General features: G+C 61.3%; 17 protein-coding genes. 9 read left to right on the plus strand and 8 right to left on the minus strand.

Features of this window, described 5'->3' with window-relative positions:
- Positions 1 to 227: 227 nt before the first annotated feature.
- From FEF26_RS07790 to FEF26_RS07800, 3 genes are all read left to right on the plus strand, one after another.
- A complete protein-coding gene (locus tag FEF26_RS07790; RefSeq protein WP_138252976.1) occupies positions 228 to 1,307 on the plus strand; it encodes an IS110 family RNA-guided transposase in 1,080 nt (359 codons plus the stop codon).
- Positions 1,308 to 1,332: 25 nt separating this feature from the next.
- Positions 1,333 to 2,274, plus strand: coding sequence for a DUF6318 family protein (locus tag FEF26_RS07795; protein ID WP_243730480.1), 942 nt, complete (start codon positions 1,333 to 1,335; stop codon positions 2,272 to 2,274).
- A gap of 461 nt (positions 2,275 to 2,735) precedes the next feature.
- The gene (locus FEF26_RS07800) at positions 2,736 to 3,539 is read left to right on the plus strand and encodes a DUF6414 family protein (RefSeq protein WP_138252978.1); all 804 of its coding nucleotides are present in this window, start codon (positions 2,736 to 2,738) and stop codon (positions 3,537 to 3,539) included.
- Positions 3,540 to 3,766: 227 nt separating this feature from the next.
- On the opposite strand, the gene FEF26_RS07805 is transcribed toward FEF26_RS07800, so the two are convergent.
- Positions 3,767 to 4,369, minus strand: coding sequence for a hypothetical protein (locus tag FEF26_RS07805; protein WP_138252979.1), 603 nt, complete (start codon positions 4,367 to 4,369; stop codon positions 3,767 to 3,769).
- A gap of 201 nt (positions 4,370 to 4,570) precedes the next feature.
- Positions 4,571 to 4,960, minus strand: a complete 390-nt coding sequence (locus FEF26_RS07810) for a heavy metal-responsive transcriptional regulator (RefSeq protein WP_138253008.1) — start codon at positions 4,958 to 4,960, stop codon at positions 4,571 to 4,573.
- A 105-nt stretch (positions 4,961 to 5,065) separates the two neighbouring features.
- On the opposite strand from FEF26_RS07810, the gene merA reads away from it, so the two are divergent.
- Positions 5,066 to 6,487, plus strand: a complete 1,422-nt coding sequence (gene merA, locus FEF26_RS07815) for a mercury(II) reductase (protein WP_138252980.1) — start codon at positions 5,066 to 5,068, stop codon at positions 6,485 to 6,487.
- Positions 6,488 to 6,933: 446 nt separating this feature from the next.
- Positions 6,934 to 8,157, plus strand: a complete 1,224-nt coding sequence (locus FEF26_RS07820) for an MFS transporter (protein WP_166432956.1) — start codon at positions 6,934 to 6,936, stop codon at positions 8,155 to 8,157.
- Between the two features lie 18 nt (positions 8,158 to 8,175).
- Here the strand turns inward: FEF26_RS07820 and FEF26_RS07825 are convergent, their stop codons facing one another.
- A complete protein-coding gene (locus FEF26_RS07825) occupies positions 8,176 to 8,379 on the minus strand; it encodes a hypothetical protein (protein WP_138252982.1) in 204 nt (67 codons plus the stop codon).
- A 267-nt stretch (positions 8,380 to 8,646) separates the two neighbouring features.
- Between FEF26_RS07825 and FEF26_RS07830 the strand changes: the two genes are divergently transcribed.
- Complete coding sequence (locus FEF26_RS07830) at positions 8,647 to 8,856, plus strand: glycine zipper domain-containing protein (RefSeq protein WP_138252983.1); 210 nt, start codon at positions 8,647 to 8,649, stop codon at positions 8,854 to 8,856.
- 4 nt (positions 8,857 to 8,860) lie between these two features.
- Here the strand turns inward: FEF26_RS07830 and FEF26_RS07835 are convergent, their stop codons facing one another.
- The 4 genes from FEF26_RS07835 to FEF26_RS07845 all read right to left on the minus strand — a co-directional run bounded on the left by FEF26_RS07835 (position 8,861) and on the right by FEF26_RS07845 (position 11,288).
- On the minus strand, positions 8,861 to 9,181 hold the full coding sequence (locus FEF26_RS07835; protein WP_138252984.1) for a hypothetical protein: 321 nt from the start codon (positions 9,179 to 9,181) through the stop codon (positions 8,861 to 8,863).
- Positions 9,168 to 9,458: a helix-turn-helix domain-containing protein gene (locus FEF26_RS15715; protein WP_166432957.1), complete on the minus strand. Its 291-nt coding sequence runs from the start codon at positions 9,456 to 9,458 to the stop codon at positions 9,168 to 9,170. Before FEF26_RS15715 ends, FEF26_RS07835 begins: the two co-directional genes overlap by 14 nt.
- A gap of 82 nt (positions 9,459 to 9,540) precedes the next feature.
- The gene (locus tag FEF26_RS07840) at positions 9,541 to 10,902 is read right to left on the minus strand and encodes a tyrosine-type recombinase/integrase (RefSeq protein WP_138252985.1); all 1,362 of its coding nucleotides are present in this window, start codon (positions 10,900 to 10,902) and stop codon (positions 9,541 to 9,543) included.
- The gene (locus tag FEF26_RS07845; RefSeq protein WP_138252986.1) at positions 10,902 to 11,288 is read right to left on the minus strand and encodes a helix-turn-helix domain-containing protein; all 387 of its coding nucleotides are present in this window, start codon (positions 11,286 to 11,288) and stop codon (positions 10,902 to 10,904) included. Before FEF26_RS07845 ends, FEF26_RS07840 begins: the two co-directional genes overlap by 1 nt.
- Before the next feature lie 344 nt (positions 11,289 to 11,632).
- Here FEF26_RS07845 and FEF26_RS07850 point away from each other — a divergent pair, with 344 nt between their 5' ends.
- Genes FEF26_RS07850 through FEF26_RS07860 form a run of 3 tightly spaced genes read left to right on the plus strand, consistent with a single transcriptional unit; the run spans position 11,633 to position 15,294 of the window.
- Positions 11,633 to 11,863, plus strand: coding sequence for a helix-turn-helix domain-containing protein (locus FEF26_RS07850; RefSeq protein ID WP_138252987.1), 231 nt, complete (start codon positions 11,633 to 11,635; stop codon positions 11,861 to 11,863).
- The gene (locus FEF26_RS07855; RefSeq protein ID WP_138252988.1) at positions 11,856 to 12,539 is read left to right on the plus strand and encodes a hypothetical protein; all 684 of its coding nucleotides are present in this window, start codon (positions 11,856 to 11,858) and stop codon (positions 12,537 to 12,539) included. The genes FEF26_RS07850 and FEF26_RS07855 overlap by 8 nt, the downstream gene beginning before the upstream one ends.
- Positions 12,532 to 15,294, plus strand: coding sequence for a phage/plasmid primase, P4 family (locus tag FEF26_RS07860; protein ID WP_138252989.1), 2,763 nt, complete (start codon positions 12,532 to 12,534; stop codon positions 15,292 to 15,294). Before FEF26_RS07855 ends, FEF26_RS07860 begins: the two co-directional genes overlap by 8 nt.
- 23 nt (positions 15,295 to 15,317) lie before the next feature.
- On the opposite strand, the gene FEF26_RS07865 is transcribed toward FEF26_RS07860, so the two are convergent.
- Positions 15,318 to 16,412 (minus strand): DUF4062 domain-containing protein, encoded by a 1,095-nt coding sequence (locus FEF26_RS07865; RefSeq protein WP_138252990.1) that lies wholly within the window; start codon positions 16,410 to 16,412, stop codon positions 15,318 to 15,320.
- Between the last annotated feature and the right edge of the window lie 45 nt (positions 16,413 to 16,457).

The following is a 16,457-nucleotide window of genomic DNA, read 5'->3' on the forward strand; positions in this document are numbered from 1 at the left end:
GATGTGACTCTGAAGGACGCTGACCTTGAAGTGTCTTGGGCTCGACTTGTCCGTCTCGCAGGGTGGAGGCCGGTACCTGTCCGGCCCACCTCGGTAGCTTGATTAGAAGATTGTCCGCCCCTTGGTGCGTGACTCGTCACAGTGCTGTTCCGAAGTGACCACGACCCGGACTGGTACCGGCCAATAACGGCCGCTGAAACCATGTCCATCACGTTTGGAAAGGTGCCGTGACCGCTATCTCTATCGTCGCGCATTCTCATCCGTTTGTCGTCGGGGTCGACACCCACGCCCGAAACCATGTCTACGCCATCCTCGCACCAGCCACCGGCACCCTTCTGGAAACGCGAGAATTTCCGACCTCCGCGGCGGGGATCAACCGGGCCATCGCCTGGGTCGCCCGCCGCACCGAGGCTGACGTCGACACGCTGTGGGTGATCGAAGGTGCCGCCTCATACGGCGCCGTCCTGGCCGGCACCGTGGCCACCCACGGCTACCCTGTTGCTGAGGCTCCGCGGATGGACGCCAAGACCCGCCGCGGCGTCGGCAAGTCCGATGTCTTGGATGCTCACCAGATCGCGGTGACCACCTTGGGACTGCCGGTGCACCAACTGCGTCGTCCTCGTCTGAATGATGGGGTCCGTCAGAGCGTGCGGATCCTGGTCACCGCTCGGGAGTCGATGAGCGCCGACCGTACTCGATCGGTCAATGCGCTGAATGCTCTTGTACGGGCCAATGAGCTAGGTGTCGATGCCCGTAAGAAACTCACCAGCGCCCAGATGTCGGAGGTGTCCCGGTGGCGGTCCCGCGAGGAAGAGCTGTCCCTCTCGGTCGCCCGGTCTGAGGCTGTCCGGCTGGCCAAGCACGTCTTAGACCTGGACGAGCAGCTCACTGCCAACGAGACGCAGCTTGACGAGCTGATCAAAGCCAGCGAAGCCGCCCCTCTGCTTCAAGAGAAGGGGTTTGGGGTGATCAGTACCGCGAAATGTCTCACCGCCTGGTCACACCACGGCCGGGTCCGCGACGAGGCGGCATTCGCGTCGCTAGCCGGAGTAAATCCCATCCCTGCATCGTCCGGGAACACCATCAGATACCGGCTCAACCGCGGCGGCGACAGATCCCTGAACAGCGCCCTGCACATGGTCGCGATCACCAGGATGACCCACGATGCCGAGACCCGAGCGTACGTCGAGAAACGCCGGACAGAAGGCAAAACCGACCGCGAGATCCGTCGCTGCCTCAAGCGCTACCTGAGCCGCCGAGTCTACCGGGAGCTCAACGCCTCGGCAGCCCCCAAGAACACGGTTTGACAGACATAGAAGAGTCGAGGCGGCTCTGAGTTATTTCCTAGAACTTGAACTCTACGGTGAGCTGACCCGCGATCTTGCCCCGATGCAGGCGCTGCACACCGAGCAGTGCCAGTCGTGTGATGAGTTCGCGGCCAATATTCAAAGCATGGCCGATGAGGAGGTGTGGATTCTCGCTGACCCGCCTTACGGGGTCGTGCATTTCTGGCAGCCGGCTGAGGATCCAGAGGTATGGAGCGCCTTCATGGAGAGTGAATGGCCGGACTATGTCTACTTTGATGACCAGGGAGAAGTTGGATCCGGGGAGGCGGTGACCTCTACCTATGCATTGAACTTCGCCTACGACGACGGTGATGGGCACTGGCGCGTCGACGCTGTGCTGGACGCATCGATGGGTGATGAGGCCCTAGACCGGTTGGACGGTCAACAGGAGGGCGAGGACGCACCGGAGACCTTGGAGGACCCAAGCCTGCCGGAACCGCCGGAGCTTTTGAGTGAGGAGAGCCCTGAGGGTGCGCTCGCTGCCTCGGAGTATTGGCTTGAGGTGCTGGATTACACGGCGGCCACTGGGGATGAGTCAGCTCTGAATTCCTTTGAGCATTCCGAAGGTAGCGTGCTGGGAAGCATTTTTGAAGGTTTCCTAGAGGCCCATGCCGAGGGCGGTGATGTCAGCCTTCTCGCCGAATCTTCACTGGAGGACATCGAGGTGTACATGGACATTGCCGACAGTGATGACAATCTGGCAGTGGTTCATGGGCTGTTGGATGAGGGTGGTTGGGTGATCAGTGATGCCAGCGGTGCGACTGTCGCCGTCGATGAGGGGCTCCAGGGAGAGCTTTCCAATTTAATTTTCAGCTTCGACGACGCCGCGGGGCAGTGGCTGGTGGTCGATATGGCACCTGGTGACGTGGGTGAGCTTGAGGAGTTTTTGGGGATCGAATTCGGGGAACCTGACCTGAGCCGACGGTGAGGAGGTTTCTGGTGGCGAACGTGCAGTTGGACTGTGCCCGGGGCCTGTGCGCTAGTATTGTGTGCGGCCGTTCGGCCGCCGTAAAAGAGTGACCAGGGCCTTTAGCTCAGTTGGTAGAGCATCGGACTTTTAATCCGCTTGCCAAGGTGATCGCCCAGCCTCTCAATGATCCGCTAGATCCCCGTCATATCAACGATCCCAGACCCTTCGCCAGCTTGTTCGGCAAGTGCCCAATGGCCGTTTGGTGGCCATTTTGGTGGCCATTTTCCTGCGCGCTAGTAGAAGCTGAGCCCTCACACGTTAGATCTGAACTCGACCACGTTCCGTAGCCGAATAGCCTTTGGTCGACTCCGCTGAGGGACGACGTCAGCGAGATCCGGCGCGGGATGACTACCTCAACGGATCATAAGCAAGAGGAGCGTGCCCCTGAGACAACCTGAGACAACTGGCATACTGTGTAAATGTTGTACAGCGCACAGTACCTGGACGAAGATGCCCTCGCGAACTACATCGCCACCCTTGAAGGCGGGCTACGCGACACCGGCACATCGCGAACTACAGGTAGCCAGGGGTTCGGAGGTTCAATCGGCTGGAACTCGACCAAATTCGAGGGGTCGAAGGACGCTGAGACCGAAAGCACCCTGAACTTAGTCGACCACAAGGCTTCTAGGCTAAGACGCCTCATTGAAGCTGGGCACAAGAACCCCGAGCAAACGGGATGGTTCGAGGTCCTTCAACCAGACGCTGACTTCGCCGAGATTGGAACCGGTGCGATTATCGAATGGGAATGTGATGTCTTCGTTCCCGAGTCAATTGCAGCCATGGCGAACCACGAGGGCCTGAGTAGCGCACTACAAGCTATGAAGGGGTTGCAACCGTCAGCAGAAGCCCTCGGCCTCGACATGGAGGGAGTACCCACCATTCAGGAGATGGACGCAATGGCATCCTTCCTAGATCAACTTGATGTTGCGCTGGTTGTCGTCGGCGACGACAGTGACACAGACTGGAAGCTCGTCGGTTCTCTCGACAAGCGATGGATAGCAGGCGAAGCATCTTTTGATGGACGAGTGCGCGTGATCGGAAAAGTTAAGAAGAAGATCGCCGCCGATCGTTGGTATCCAATGGTTTCACTTCCCGGCATGAATCTCGTAAATCGGGACGAACGACGCCGGTTGGAGCGAAACGGCCCGAACGATGAAAGCGAGAAAGATCAGTTCGTCAGTGGGCCAGCTCTCGTCCTCGACTACCTCGCTATTTTCAGCTGACTCCTGCTCCAACCACTCGCGAAGGCCCGTCCGGCGCGAGAGGCTGTCAACGAGTCATGGGAAGCCGAATCTGACACGAACGCCCAGGTCGGCTCTGGTAGCTGGTATTCATGCCACGGAAACGGCACTACGTCGACACGCGCCCACAGCGCTGATAGAAGCGAAGACACGGCTCCAAACGTCATGACTCCAAGCAGCTGGCAGGGTAGCGAGCCTGCCGGGTCGCTTCAGAGATTGCGCGGGTCGGCGCAAATCTCGCACCTGTTGAGGTGGTGCTCGTCGAGCATGCCTGCTGCCTCGACTAGGTCACGAGCAAGCTGACGTGCTGCTGCAGTGATCGTTTTGGATGGTGCTTCGTACGTCACTTTCGTCGGTTGTCCATTGCTGTCTCGCTCGATCACGGCGATGCACACCAGATGGCCCTCCAGACCACCGCCGCTGGATGCCGATATCTCAATTCCTACCGTGTCCAGCTCTAGAGGCGTTCCACCCCGTTTCCGGCCTTCACGCTGTGCAACACCGGTGCCTCTGACGTAGTCCTCATAATGCTCGAACCTGTCGCGAAGGTCCTTGAGTTGGGGGTGCGCTTCATTAAAGCGACGGACCAGCTCGCTACCTTGCCCCAAGGACGATTCGGCTCCCCTGGCAACGTTGCGCACAGCGTCCACGAGCACCATGGTCATCGCGTCCCGACGGCCTGCCTCCGTTGCCGGCGACTCCGGGATCGAAATGGACTCTATGGTCTCGTAGGTCTGTAAAGCTGCAGCCGCCCACGCGTGAGCCCACCTGACCATGTCCTTGTCGACATTCCGGGGAAATTTCGTTGCCATGATTGAAGTATGCCTTTTCGGCTGAAGTACTGAGAACCTTGGCAGACCCAGACATTAGACGGGAATACCAGAGCTCCCAATCACGGGATGACAGAAGAGTAAATTTGCTGGTCAGAGTCGGTTCTTAAACATTGAATCTAAATTCCACCACGTCGCCACGGCTGGAAACGTCTGCGCATGTCGGCTCCGATGCCCGGTGGCCTACACGTACCGGCAGACCTGGTCCGGATCACACCGGTCTGGCTCCATGTGCGTCGCGTCCTCCCGGAGGTCGGCAATGGTGTCACGCAGTGCGGTGAGCTGGGCGATCTGTTGCGCGATCTCGGCCAGGCGGGTGTCGAGCAGGTCGCGCACGTGCTCGCAGGGCGCAGTCCCGCTGTCGCGAATGTCCACGATCTGGCGGATCTGCGCGAGGGTGAGGCCCGCCGCCTGGCCGCGGTGGACGAAGTCGATCCGGGCGACGGCCTCGGGTGCGTAGTCGCGGTATCCGGAGGGCGTGCGGTCGGCCGGGGGCAGCAGCCCCTGCTCTTCGTAGAACCTCAGCGCCTTGGCCGTCGTGCCCGCCTTCTCGGCGAGTTCCCCGATGCGCACTACGGACTCCGATCGATCAGCAGGAGCACACTTGACCTTCCCCTGCACTGGAAGGTCCAGTATGGCTGAGACAGACCAGACATCCAAGCGTTGACAGGAGCAGCAATGCCGACCAAGTACGACCTCGCCATCATCGGGTCCGGCGGCGGAGCGTTCGCCGCGGCCATCCGTGCGACCACCCTCGGAAAGTCGGTGGTGATGATCGAGCGCGGCACGCTCGGCGGGACCTGCGTGAACACCGGCTGCGTGCCGTCGAAGGCCCTCATCGCCGCCGCCGATGCGCGACACGCCGCCGCCGACGCCTCGGACCGGTTCCCGGGAATCGCGACGACGACGGACCCCGTCGACATGCCGGCGCTGATCGGCGGCAAGCAAGCCCTGGTCGAGTCGCTGCGCGGCGAGAAGTACGCCGACGTCGCCGAGTCCTACGGCTGGGCCATCCGCCGTGGCGACGCCGCGTTCGCGGGGGGCCCGGATGCCCCGGTGCTGGAGGTCACCGCGATCGACGGGGCCGTCGCGACCATCGAGGCCGACCACTACCTGGTCGCCACCGGATCCCGGCCCTGGGCACCGCCGATCGACGGCCTGGACGAGGCCGGATACCTGACCTCGACCACGGCCATGGAACTGACCGAGGTTCCGGAGTCGCTGCTCGTGCTCGGCGGCGGCTATGTCGCCCTGGAGCAGGCGCAGTTGTTCGCCCGGCTCGGGTCGAAAGTCACCCTGCTGGTGCGCTCCCGGCTGGCGTCGAAGGAAGAGCCGGAGGTCTCCAAGGCGCTCCAGGAGGTGTTCGCCGACGAGGGCATCCGAGTGGTGCGCCGCGCGGTGCCGACCCGGGTGTCCCGCGATGTTGGCGGCGAGGTCGTCGTGACTGCCGATGTGTCTGGCGGATCGCAGGAGTTCAGCGCCGACCAGGTCCTGGTCGCTCTCGGCCGCCGTCCCGTCACCGACGGACTGGACCTTGACGCCGTCGGGGTCAAGACCGGCGATGCCGGGGAGGTCGTGGTCACGGATCGGCTGCGGTCGTCCAACCCGCGGGTCTGGGCGGCGGGCGACGTCACCGGGCACCCCGAGTTCGTCTACGTGGCCGCCCACCACGGCACGCTGGTCGCCGAGAACGCCTTCGCCGACGCCGAGAGGTCCATCGACTACGCGCGGCTGCCGCGGGTGACGTTCACCGGCCCCGCCATCGGCGCGGTCGGGATGACCGAGAAGCAGGTCCTCGCCGCCGGGATCCGCTGTGATTGCCGCGTGTTGCCCCTGCACCACGTGGCCCGGGCGCTGGTGAACCGGGACACCCGCGGGTTCATCAAGATCGTCGTGAACGCCGACACGAGCGAGATCCTCGGCCTGACCGCCGTCACCAAGGACGCCGGCGAACTGGCCGCCGCCGGCGTCCACGTCCTGGGCAAGACCGTCGCCGAGGTCGCCGACGAGTGGGCCCCCTACCTGACCATGGCCGAGGGCATCCGGATCGCCGCCAAGTCCTTCACCACCGACATCTCGCTACTGTCCTGCTGTGCGTGAGTGCACGCAGGCACAAGCGCGCGGAACGAGAAGTGACGCGAGGTCCGAACATGTCCCGTGGCGCGGTCGCAAGCGTTGCCTTCCGGCCGCCGATTGCACGGAGGCGGAGAATCGGACGTCAGATGTTAAAGCGCGAACCTGAATTCCACCGCGTTCTAAGTCGGATAGCTGCTGATGGAGGCCATCAAGGAGACCGGCCCTGCTGGTTGTGGAGCCACAGACAAGCACAACATCGAAGTGCTTATGTTTTAGTTTTGCGCCCCGAAGGGGCCAGTCGTAAGCTGAAAGCACCGACCAGCACGGGCGGCTAGGGTTCCGCCGGCATCAGCCGGGCCTGGTTCGAGCGCCGCAGTATGCCGCAGAGGCGGCATGGATCTTACGGGATAGAAGCCTTCAGGAGTGGAGTCGGCATGTTGCCATGCCGTCCTCAGCCTGAAAGGTTCCCCGTGTCCTCTCCCACCGCTCCCTCACCTGACCCAGGTTTCCGCCGTCTGGTCTACCCTTTGGCACTCAGCGTCGGTGTAGGCTTCGGCGCCATTCTCTACGGCACCTCGGTGCTGATCACCTCCAGTGCAGCCGGTGCGCAGTTCTCCCTGTCACTGCTCTCCCTGGCCTTCTCCGGCTCGGTGCTCACCGGTGCCGCCGCTGCAGTCCCGGTGGGCCGGTACGCCGATAGGCACGGGATCCGAGCAGTAGTGGCTCTCGGGGGCCTGCTGGTGTTCATGGGGTTCCTGGGCTTCGCCGTCAGCAGCTCCGGCTGGCAGGTTCTCGCGGCATGGTGGCTGCTGATCGGTCCCGGGAGCACGATGGTGCTGTTCGAACCAGCCTTCATCGCCATGCAGCAGTGGTTCACCCGGGAGCAGCGCAACCGCGCCGCAGGCACATTGACCCTGATCACCGGGCTAGCCGGGCCGGTGTTCATCCCTTCGGTCTCCTATCTGGTGGAGGCCTTCGGCTGGCGGACCACGGCGGTACTGCTGGGGGCGTCCGTACTGGTCGTCTCGGGGCTGACGGCTGGGTGGGCGCTGCGCGCAGCACCGGTCCCGCAGCGGCTGGAAGAACCGGAATCTGCGTCCCTGGGTGGCGCGGAGGCGCAGGGGGTGAAGCGGGGCCTGCCGGCAGGGTTCCTGCTACTGAGCATCGCGGTGGCCCTGACCATGGCCGTGCTGGAGGCTTTCAACGTGCACCGCATTGCGCGGTTCGAGGCTGCCGGTTTCGACCCGTCCGTGGTGGCATGGTGGGCGGCCGCAGTGGGACTGCTGAGTCTGCCCGCTCGGTTCCTGCTGCCGGTGCTGGCCAACCGGCTCGACTCCGCAAAGCTCTACATGGGCCTGACAGTACTGATCATCCCAGCCGTCTTGCTTGCGGTGCGAGGGACTGAGGCCTGGGAGATGTATGGGCACTTCATCCTCTTCGGCCTGCTGTTCGGAGCGTTCATCCCCCTGCGGGCGGTGATTATGAGCGACTGGTACTCCGGTGCCACCTTCGGCACGCTGATGGGCATCCAAGCGGTCGGGATCGCCTTAGGCCGTGCCGCCGGACCAGCAGCAGTGGGATGGCTGGCGGAGACACCGTGGGGCTATCCGAGCGGGATGGCCCTGCTGGTGCTGCTACTGGGGCTCAGCCTGGGCCTGCTGCTCATCGCGGCCCGGCGTCGCACACGGGGATAGGCCCGCCCGAGGGCCTCCTCACCCGGCTTTGCGGTACTTGCGGTGGATGGTCTGCTTGGTGACGCCCAGCAGAGTTCCGATCTCACCCCATTTGAGCCCAGAGTTCCTGGCCTTGCGAACCGCGATCTCTTCACGGCGGGCAAGCTCCTTCTTCGCCTCGGCCACCGCGACAAGCTCCTGCAGCACGTTGTCGCCGTCATCGGCCCCTACTGCAGTCTTCATAGGGTCAGCATATGCTGACGAAAGCTGAGGCCGCCAGACTGTCTACTCTCAGCCGAAACGCACACCTCTGGGAAGATGGAGCCATGTCCAAGCGGAGGAAGAAGGCGCGGGGAACCCCAGCTCAACGGCGGCGGAGGCTCGGGTCGCGGAGCCCTGCCGCCGCGAAGCCCCTAACCCGGTGAGCATCGGGCAACTGCGCAACCCTGCGTAGGCAGTCAGCGCCGCCCAGAGGTTAATCCGCTTTTGAACTCGACGTAGTCTGAGTTCATGAGCAAGAACGCGAGAAATTCGAACACGGGTATGGCGGTGGGGGCCGGTGCGGGTATCGCCCTTGGGGCCGGTTTCGGGCTCATGGCAGACAACCTGGCACTCTGGATGGGCGTCGGTATCGCCATCGGGATCGCGATAGGGCTTGGATTCGACGAAGACAGGAAACGTAAGCAGAAACCGGGCGAGGGTGGACCGGAGAGCGACTAACTAGTCAGAGGTTAGTTCGCTTGTTGCGCTCCTCTTGGGAAGCGATGGCTTCTTCCATCAGCAGCTGAATGTAGCTCTGTTGCTGCACTGGTGGATCATCCCCGTGGAACTGATCCCACTTCTCCGCAATGGCTGCCTGGTCTTCTGGGGAGAACCGGATGAGACTGCCTTGCCGATGACAGGGCCATGCTCCACGGTTCGCTTTGGCGATGACTTTCTTGACCGGGTGGGAGTACCTTGCAGCGAGTTCCTGGGCTGTGACCCATCGTGCCGACTCCACTACACGGGATCGGGTGTGGCCTGATCTTCTCTCAGAAGGCGTCATTTAGGAGCTTCTTGATCCGTTCCCGTCGAAGCGCGTTTTGCTTACGGGTGGGTAAGTCCGGCTGGTTGGATTTCCACATGTCGCGAATGGCCTGCTGATCGTCTGGCGAGAAGCGAATGGTGCGGCCTAGGCGATGGCAGGGCCACTCTCCGCTCGTGATTCGAGCCCTGACTGCTGTTTGCGACATCGAGTACAGGTCAGCCAAGTCGGAGACTGTCGCCCATCGTTGCATGAGTTCGCGTTCATCCAGAGGCCGCTCACTTTTGCGCTGAGTCATCACTCCCGATTCTCCCAGCTACGGCTAGAGCAGAGAACCACAGTGTGAAACGCCTCAGGTAAGTGGCCTTAATCCTAGGAGGTTAGCCAACGCGGCGCTGTTTCCACTCGTCGAAGTCGACAACTATCGCATCGCCGGCGGCTTCCTCTTCGATGTCCTTTACTGGCTGTGGATCAGGGTCTTCTGGAGGCTTCGGCCCAGCCCAGAGCGCGTCGCCGACCTGTGCGGCGACGTCACGCTTCATGTCGTCGAGCACATGCTGGTATCGGTCCACCATGGTGCGCTGACTCCAGCCCATGAGGTCCATCACGACACGGGCGTCAATGCCGAGCATCAGCATCATCGTGGCCGAGACGTGCCGGGCATCATGAAGCCGGACATGATCGACCCCGCACTCCTCCAGGAGTGCCTTCCAGCGCTTCCAATCGCTTTCGGGCCGGTGGGGGCGGCCGTTGAGCTGGCAAAAGACGAGGTCAACGGTGATGCCGTTCGGGTCTGTATAGGGCTTGCGCCGTTTGCCTTCAGCCTTGTTCAGCGCGAGGTGCTCCGCGTGAAGTTTCTTCAGGTGCTTCAGCACCTGCTTGGGGGCAGGGAGGCTCCGTCGTCCAGCTAGTGATTTTGGGGTTCCGAAGAAGAGTCCGCCTCCGTACCTGGATGGGCAGAGATGTGGTCGTTTGGCGGGGCAGTGGGTGATGTCATCGCATCCGTGCCGCCATTTCTTGGGGTAGAGAGTGCGCCGCAGGTCGATCTGACCGTTACCGAGGTCGACAGTGTCCCACCCCAGTCCGAGGATCTCGCCTTGCCGCGGCCCATAGGTGAGCGCCATCATCCAGCGTGTGGCCTCGGCTGACGGCAGCGTCTCTGCGTGAGCGATGATCTTCCGAGCGTCCTCAGGAGTGAAGGTCGGCGGCTCAAAGGCCTCGTCGCTGCGTCCCGATGGCGCATCAACCTTCAGCAGTGGATTGGAGCCCAGTTTTCCTCGCTTCACCGCTGCTTTGAATGCGCCGTTGAGGATGCGGTGAAGTTGGAGCACCGAAGCAACGGCCTTGCCCTCAGCTCGCTTACGTGCGTAGAACGTCTCGATGTGCTCGGGTTTGAGCTTGTCTAGCTTGGTTCGGGCCAGTCTTGTGTCGTTCAGCCAGGCGATCTTGGCCTCGTAGCCCTCCAGGGTGCTGTCTTTCAGGGATCCCTGTTTAATGGTGTACAGCCAGTGATCCAGCCACTCCTGAAGGGTAGGAGCGGAACCGATGGTGACGGTGCCATCTTCCACCTGACGAATGAGGTCGCGGCGGGCAGCCGCACAGAGAGCCTGGGATCGGCCATAGACCGGCTTGCGGATGCGCTTTCCGCTGATCGGGTCAGTCCCGACGGTGACATCGGCCCTCCAGCGTCCTTTGCTGACTTGGTAAGGCTTAGAGCCCTCCCCGTTTGCTCGACGTCCCATTATTCACCTCGCTGTCGGACCCACTGGCGGTAGATCTCCCGGATTTCTGCTTCATCGGGAGACTCTTCGGACGGAGGAGTCATGTCACGAAGGAACTGGACCACGAAGTCTGAGGCGAAGCGGAGGTGCTTCTCTGACTCGCAGATCAGGTATGCGCGCAGAAACAATTCATGCGTATCAAGTTCAAGGGCGCTGCTGACGTCCTCGAGGTCATTGACGTTCCAGGTGACTACGTCGTTTAGGCGCTCCGACACATAAGTGCGTGATTTTCCGAGACGTCCCGCAAGGGTCCCTTGTGTGATGCCTTGGGCATCGATCTCTTTGCGTACGGCTTCTGAGACCGCGCGAGCAAGAGGACCTGGATGGGCTGCGGGCCTACGACTCATAGTTTCACTGTAGCGGGCTCTGCAGCCATTTGGCAGCACGCTGAACCCCCGCTTCCTTCCACCACACCGGACACTCACAGGGAAGTTGAGAGGTACTGAGAGCAGTCTCGGCGTGTCTTTTGACGCCAAATGAGGCATCTCGTATTGTGAGATACAAGCTGAAAGTCGGTGGGCGGCGTTAGACGACCACTGCCGATGGGAAGCTTCGGGGATCAGCCCATCACGCACCGCCAAGCCGGTGCACTGAGCCCGGATACTAACTGTGAACGGATCCTAATCTTCGATCCCCGCGACCGTCTCTTGTGGTTGTGCCACTGGAGAGAAACGCGAAGAAGGATCTGTTCATGACTCAGACTTCCGCTGCACCCTCTACGCAGCTTCTCACCGTGACCGAGGCTGCCAACGCGCTCGGGATGAAACGGGACTACGTCTACTCTGCGATCCGGGACGGCGACCTTCCCGTGGTCTACCTCGGTCGCGGCTCACGCCCGGTGATGCGCATCCATCCCACCGACCTGGAGAGCTTCATTCAGTCACGTCGCTTCGCAGGAAACGGGGCCTGGACTGATGCATAGGTTCGACCCCGGTGACACTCGCTACATCCTCTCAGGCGCAGAGGCACTCGAAAACTGTCTTGCTGCGGCAGGAATCGACAACCCTGAGGTGGAGATCCTCTTGTGGGAAATTCTCCTGGTCGTGACCGACAACCAGTGCTCGACCTACGGGGTGGTCACTCAGCATTACACCGAGATGGCTGGGATCAACGACTGGCAGGACCGAGGGGTCGATTACCCGACTCAGGACCACGCCATCCGCATGCTCGCCTCCGACGCTGTGGATTACGCTGCCGGAAATCCCCCACCGCTTGACTCCACGGGCCCCGAGGCGATGAGCGAGTGGGCCATGGCTGGTGTGGAGAAGCTCGACGGGTTCTACGGGTGGATTCTCGACCATTTCCATGAAATCGCCTGCGGTTCGGACCACTTCGATGCATACCAGCTCTCGGAGCACGAACCTCTCCTCGAGGCTGTCAGCCGTCTCGACGAATCCGGCTACAAACCTGGTGCGCTCAGCCCTCACGCGCCGGCCTCCGGGGGCGCCACTGCGCTCCAAGGCTCCCACAGCATGAGGGCCGAAATCGTCGAGCTGATCACCAAGGGCCATGACGATAAGAAGATCAGCCTCCTGACCGGAGCCTCTAGCGAAGAGATCACTCGCGTCCGGGAGGAGACAGAGGGCTCCCATGAGTGAGGACAACCAGTTCTCCCCGCAGGGCCTTCGTGAGACAGCGCGTGAGCTCCTGGCTGCGGGTATCTGCTGCTTCCCCATTGGGTACAACAAGGGGATCCGCAAGATGCCTCTGATCGAGGGGTGGCCTGACATACAGCCGACTGAGGAACACTTTGAGGAATGGTGGGGTGAGAATCGCAAGCCCCATTTCCGCAAGGCAGAAGGCATCGCTGCGGTATGTGGGGCGCCCAGCGGGAATCTCGTACTTCTCGAGATCGAAGGTGCACACGAGGACAAGCTTCCGAAGCTGCACGAGCAGTTCCGCAGCCTGGGGTCCAGGGCGGAGAAACTCTGGCAGCAAGTGCGAACAGGGTGGATGGAGATCAGTCCTTCTGGGGGTGTTCACTGGTTCATCCGGCTCCAGCTCGCCGAGGGTGAACCTCTCTTCAGGAAGGAGCGGCTTGCCCTGGACGAAGATGGTGGGGTCATCGCTGAGGCCAACGGCGCCCGCCATGCTGCAGCGTTGGCACCCTCCTACGGAAAAACGCACGCCAGCGGCAAGCCGTATGAAAGACAACTCGGTGGACCAGACACCATTCCTGTGTTGTTTCAGGATGAGTTCGAACTGGTGCTTGACGCCTTTCGATCGCTCAACGAGGGAGCAGCGCCTGCAACTCGTAAGAGCGCACAGCCGCGCCGACAGCACAATCGCCCGCCCGGTGCCCGATCCACTCCATGGGATGACTTCAACGCGAAGCACGATCTGAGCCAGATGATCGAAGAGCTTCATTGGACTTTCGTTCGTGAGCAGGAACTCGAAGACCGGACAGTCCAGTACTGGTCGCGGCCAGGCTCATCGAACCCTCGCGATCACGAGGCTATCCTCACCATCTACGATGAGGATCACGATGAGCGGCCAGGCGAGCAGTTCTTCTACGCTTTCGCTGGGGACCTTCCAATTGAAGAGTCGCTGACCGCGTTCGGCCTCTTCATGCACCTGGAGCACAAGGACGACAAAACCGCAGCGATCAAAGCTGCCTCCAAAGCCGGTTACGGGCAGAGACCGACGAAAAAACAGAATTCCCTGTCGCCAGCTGCCATTGAACGAGGGCAAGCAGCTACTGGAACTGACGGTGTGCTCGTTGACCTTGATACGAAGCGTGCAGAAAAGTCAGCCGAGTCGTCCGCCGACGTACTGAGTGGGACTTTGGAACAGGAACACACTGACGACGCCAACGCCAACCTCTTCGCCTCTCACCATTGCGAGGTGATCCGCTTCTCCTCCACCAGCGGAGTCTGGATGCTATGGAACGGCACGCGTTGGGTTGCTCAGCCTTCAAAGGGTGGAGCAGAGCGAGAGCTGGCCAAGAAAACGGCCCGGGAGCTCCCGACCATGGAATTCGACGATCAGGGAGAACCTGACAAGAGTGCGACCAACGCCATGCAGAAGCACAAGAAGTACTCCTTGTCCCGGCAGGGCATCAGCAACATGCTCACCATGGCTGCTTCCCTACCGGAACTTGTCACCGAAGCCGACGCTTTCGACGGCCATCCATGGGAACTGAACACGCCTGGCGGCATCCTCAACCTGCGGACAGGCACGCTGCAGCCACACGACCCCGAGAAGCTGCATACAAAACTGACAAAAGCCACTCCGCAGTTCGATGCAGACCGTGGTCTCTGGGAGGACTTCCTGAAGGTATCTGTCCCAGACCCCGAAGTGCGACGCTATCTGAAGCGCCTGACAGGGTTGGCCCTCATCGGCGAGGTTCTGGAGCACGTCGTGGTGTTCATCTGGGGGCGCTCGGGCCGTGGAAAATCCACCTTCGTCGAATCGCTCAGAACCGCTCTGGGTGACTATGCCGTTGTAGTCCCCGACGGGCTCCTCTTGGAAGTAAAGGGGGCGAAAGAGGATGAGACAGAAGTCGTCATGCTTGAAGGCGCACGCTTCGCCCTCATCGACGAGGTCAAAGTGAACGATCGATTCGACGAGAAGCGCTTCAAGAAGCTCAGTGGCGGTGTGACGCTAAACGGTCGACGCAGGTATCAGGACCACCACAACTTCACGCCTTCTCACACTCACTTCTTGGTGGGTAATCACCAGCCCAATTTTGACGGCAGCGATGACGCCATGCGTAGAAGGCTGCGGGTCATCCCCTTCGATGAAGATATCCCTGAGGATAAGAAGCTCCCCGGCCTGCAGGCCAGGCTCATCAACGAGCATCTTGGGGCAGTGCTGGCATGGGCGGCAGAAGGCGCTGTCGAGTATCACCAGTATGGCCTTGGTGAGGTGCCACCCCTGGTAAAGGCCACAACCTCTGACTACGCCGAAGAGTCCGATCCGGTTGGCCAGTTCCTCGATGAACAGTGCCTCATTGCTGAACACGAGACGATCCTCGTCTCGGAATTCAGGGGGTGCTATGTCCAATGGTGTCAAGCTCGAGGGCTGCCCCCGATGGGAGACAAGCGCATAGCCGATGCCCTGCAGCGTCACGGGATCAAGGTCGGCAACAAGGCCCCGCGCAGCATGCATGGCCGCCAGTACGGTGGTGTGCGCATGCTGACCCAGAAGGAACGAGAAGCCCGGTCCGAGAAGCATAACGAGTCCCTTGGCTACAGTGAGGAGAAGGCCTCCCCTCAAGGCTCCGCACGCACCAGCGAATCTGATCGAAAGGCCAAGGCCACGCCACCTCAGAGGCGCAGGGCGACGCGCCGCAGGGTGCCACCAAAGAGGCAAGGGAAGGTTCGCAGTACTGGAAGTGGACCTCCAAGGTGAAGGGAAACGGCTGCCTCGTGCAGCTAGTGCGTTGAGGCGCTGGGCACTGCGCGCAGCTTCACGAGGTAGTCATCGCCCGCCGGGGTCAGCTTCCAGTAGACGGCCTTGTCGCTGACAGCCCGCTTCTTCATACCAGTAGTGATCATGCCGAGCGCGCGAAGTTGCACGATGATCGAGCCCCAGGAAGCATCGGAGATTTCGATGGCGTCTCTGGACCAGTTGAGCGCCCACCCTTCGGGTTCATTCTCGAAGAGGTCGCGGAGCATGTGACTCTCGAGTGTCGATCGGAGTTTCGGCTCCGGTGCTTCGTCAATCATGAACGGGCCTAACACTTGAATAACCTTGTCCCAGCTGTACTCGAAAATTCCGTCCTCGGCGAGTTGCCTGTACGTCTCCCAGCCGGTGTGTGTGACCTCGAGTTTGACTGTTTCAGTGCCGTGGGCGAAGCTCGCGTCAATCGATCCCGTGGTTGAAGCGGCGCTTTCGATCTCTTCTTTCTCGAGCTCTGCGAGTTTGGCTTTGAGTTCGGCGATCTCTGTGCGAGTTTCAGGCGTCATCGCCTGGTCGCCGCGTACCCAACCTGGTCGGGCATTGTTCTTGATGAGGTGCATGAGCCCGCGCGTCACCTTCGAGCCGAGGTCTTCGGCGTTCTTCCAGTCCCTTGTCATTTTCTGCTGGACTTTCTTACGGAACTCGGCGAGCTTCTTCGCGGCGGCTTCGTCTTTGTCCGTCTTGCCGACTGGGATCTCGTCGGGCTCTGCGGGGACGAAGCCCATCACCGGTATCCCGAGCTCTACCGCGTAGTCGTACTCCTTCTCGGTGTAGCTGACGCCCTCTTCCGTTACCGAGCCGTAGCGGCCACCGAGGATCACCAGATAGTAGTCACTTTGCTCGATTACCCCCTTGATTAATGTCCACTGATCGGAGTTCCCGGCGGGGAAGAGCTCCATCCCAGCAGGCAAGCAGTCCATTTCAAGTAGCGCCTGCATGACCTCACGACGTTCGTCGATGAGATCAACGAACGTTGAGCTGATAAAGACTTGATAGCGCCGTTCCACAGTGCCGATTTTACGGAGGTCGGTTCCGCTGGTTGGGCCAATAGTAGACCAGCGCACCATCTGGCCATTGCATCAGGTGGCACGACTTTGTCATGACACCTTCCT

Source organism: Nesterenkonia salmonea (assembly GCF_005771525.1).
Classification (GTDB): domain Bacteria; phylum Actinomycetota; class Actinomycetes; order Actinomycetales; family Micrococcaceae; genus Nesterenkonia; species Nesterenkonia salmonea.

Bases quoted from the DNA above. Each gene is read 5' to 3' on its own strand.
- FEF26_RS07800 (WP_138252978.1), top strand. From the start codon at position 2,736: ATGTTGTACAGCGCACAGTACCTGGACGAAGATGCCCTCGCGAACTAC.
- FEF26_RS07805 (WP_138252979.1), bottom strand. From the start codon at position 4,369: ATGGCAACGAAATTTCCCCGGAATGTCGACAAGGACATGGTCAGGTGG.
- merA (WP_138252980.1), top strand. From the start codon at position 5,066: ATGCCGACCAAGTACGACCTCGCCATCATCGGGTCCGGCGGCGGAGCG.
- FEF26_RS07825 (WP_138252982.1), bottom strand. From the start codon at position 8,379: ATGAAGACTGCAGTAGGGGCCGATGACGGCGACAACGTGCTGCAGGAG.
- FEF26_RS07830 (WP_138252983.1), top strand. From the start codon at position 8,647: ATGAGCAAGAACGCGAGAAATTCGAACACGGGTATGGCGGTGGGGGCC.
- FEF26_RS07835 (WP_138252984.1), bottom strand. From the start codon at position 9,181: ATGACGCCTTCTGAGAGAAGATCAGGCCACACCCGATCCCGTGTAGTG.
- FEF26_RS15715 (WP_166432957.1), bottom strand. From the start codon at position 9,458: ATGACTCAGCGCAAAAGTGAGCGGCCTCTGGATGAACGCGAACTCATG.
- FEF26_RS07840 (WP_138252985.1), bottom strand. From the start codon at position 10,902: ATGGGACGTCGAGCAAACGGGGAGGGCTCTAAGCCTTACCAAGTCAGC.
- FEF26_RS07845 (WP_138252986.1), bottom strand. From the start codon at position 11,288: ATGAGTCGTAGGCCCGCAGCCCATCCAGGTCCTCTTGCTCGCGCGGTC.
- FEF26_RS07850 (WP_138252987.1), top strand. From the start codon at position 11,633: ATGACTCAGACTTCCGCTGCACCCTCTACGCAGCTTCTCACCGTGACC.
- FEF26_RS07855 (WP_138252988.1), top strand. From the start codon at position 11,856: ATGCATAGGTTCGACCCCGGTGACACTCGCTACATCCTCTCAGGCGCA.
- FEF26_RS07860 (WP_138252989.1), top strand. From the start codon at position 12,532: ATGAGTGAGGACAACCAGTTCTCCCCGCAGGGCCTTCGTGAGACAGCG.
- FEF26_RS07865 (WP_138252990.1), bottom strand. From the start codon at position 16,412: ATGGTGCGCTGGTCTACTATTGGCCCAACCAGCGGAACCGACCTCCGT.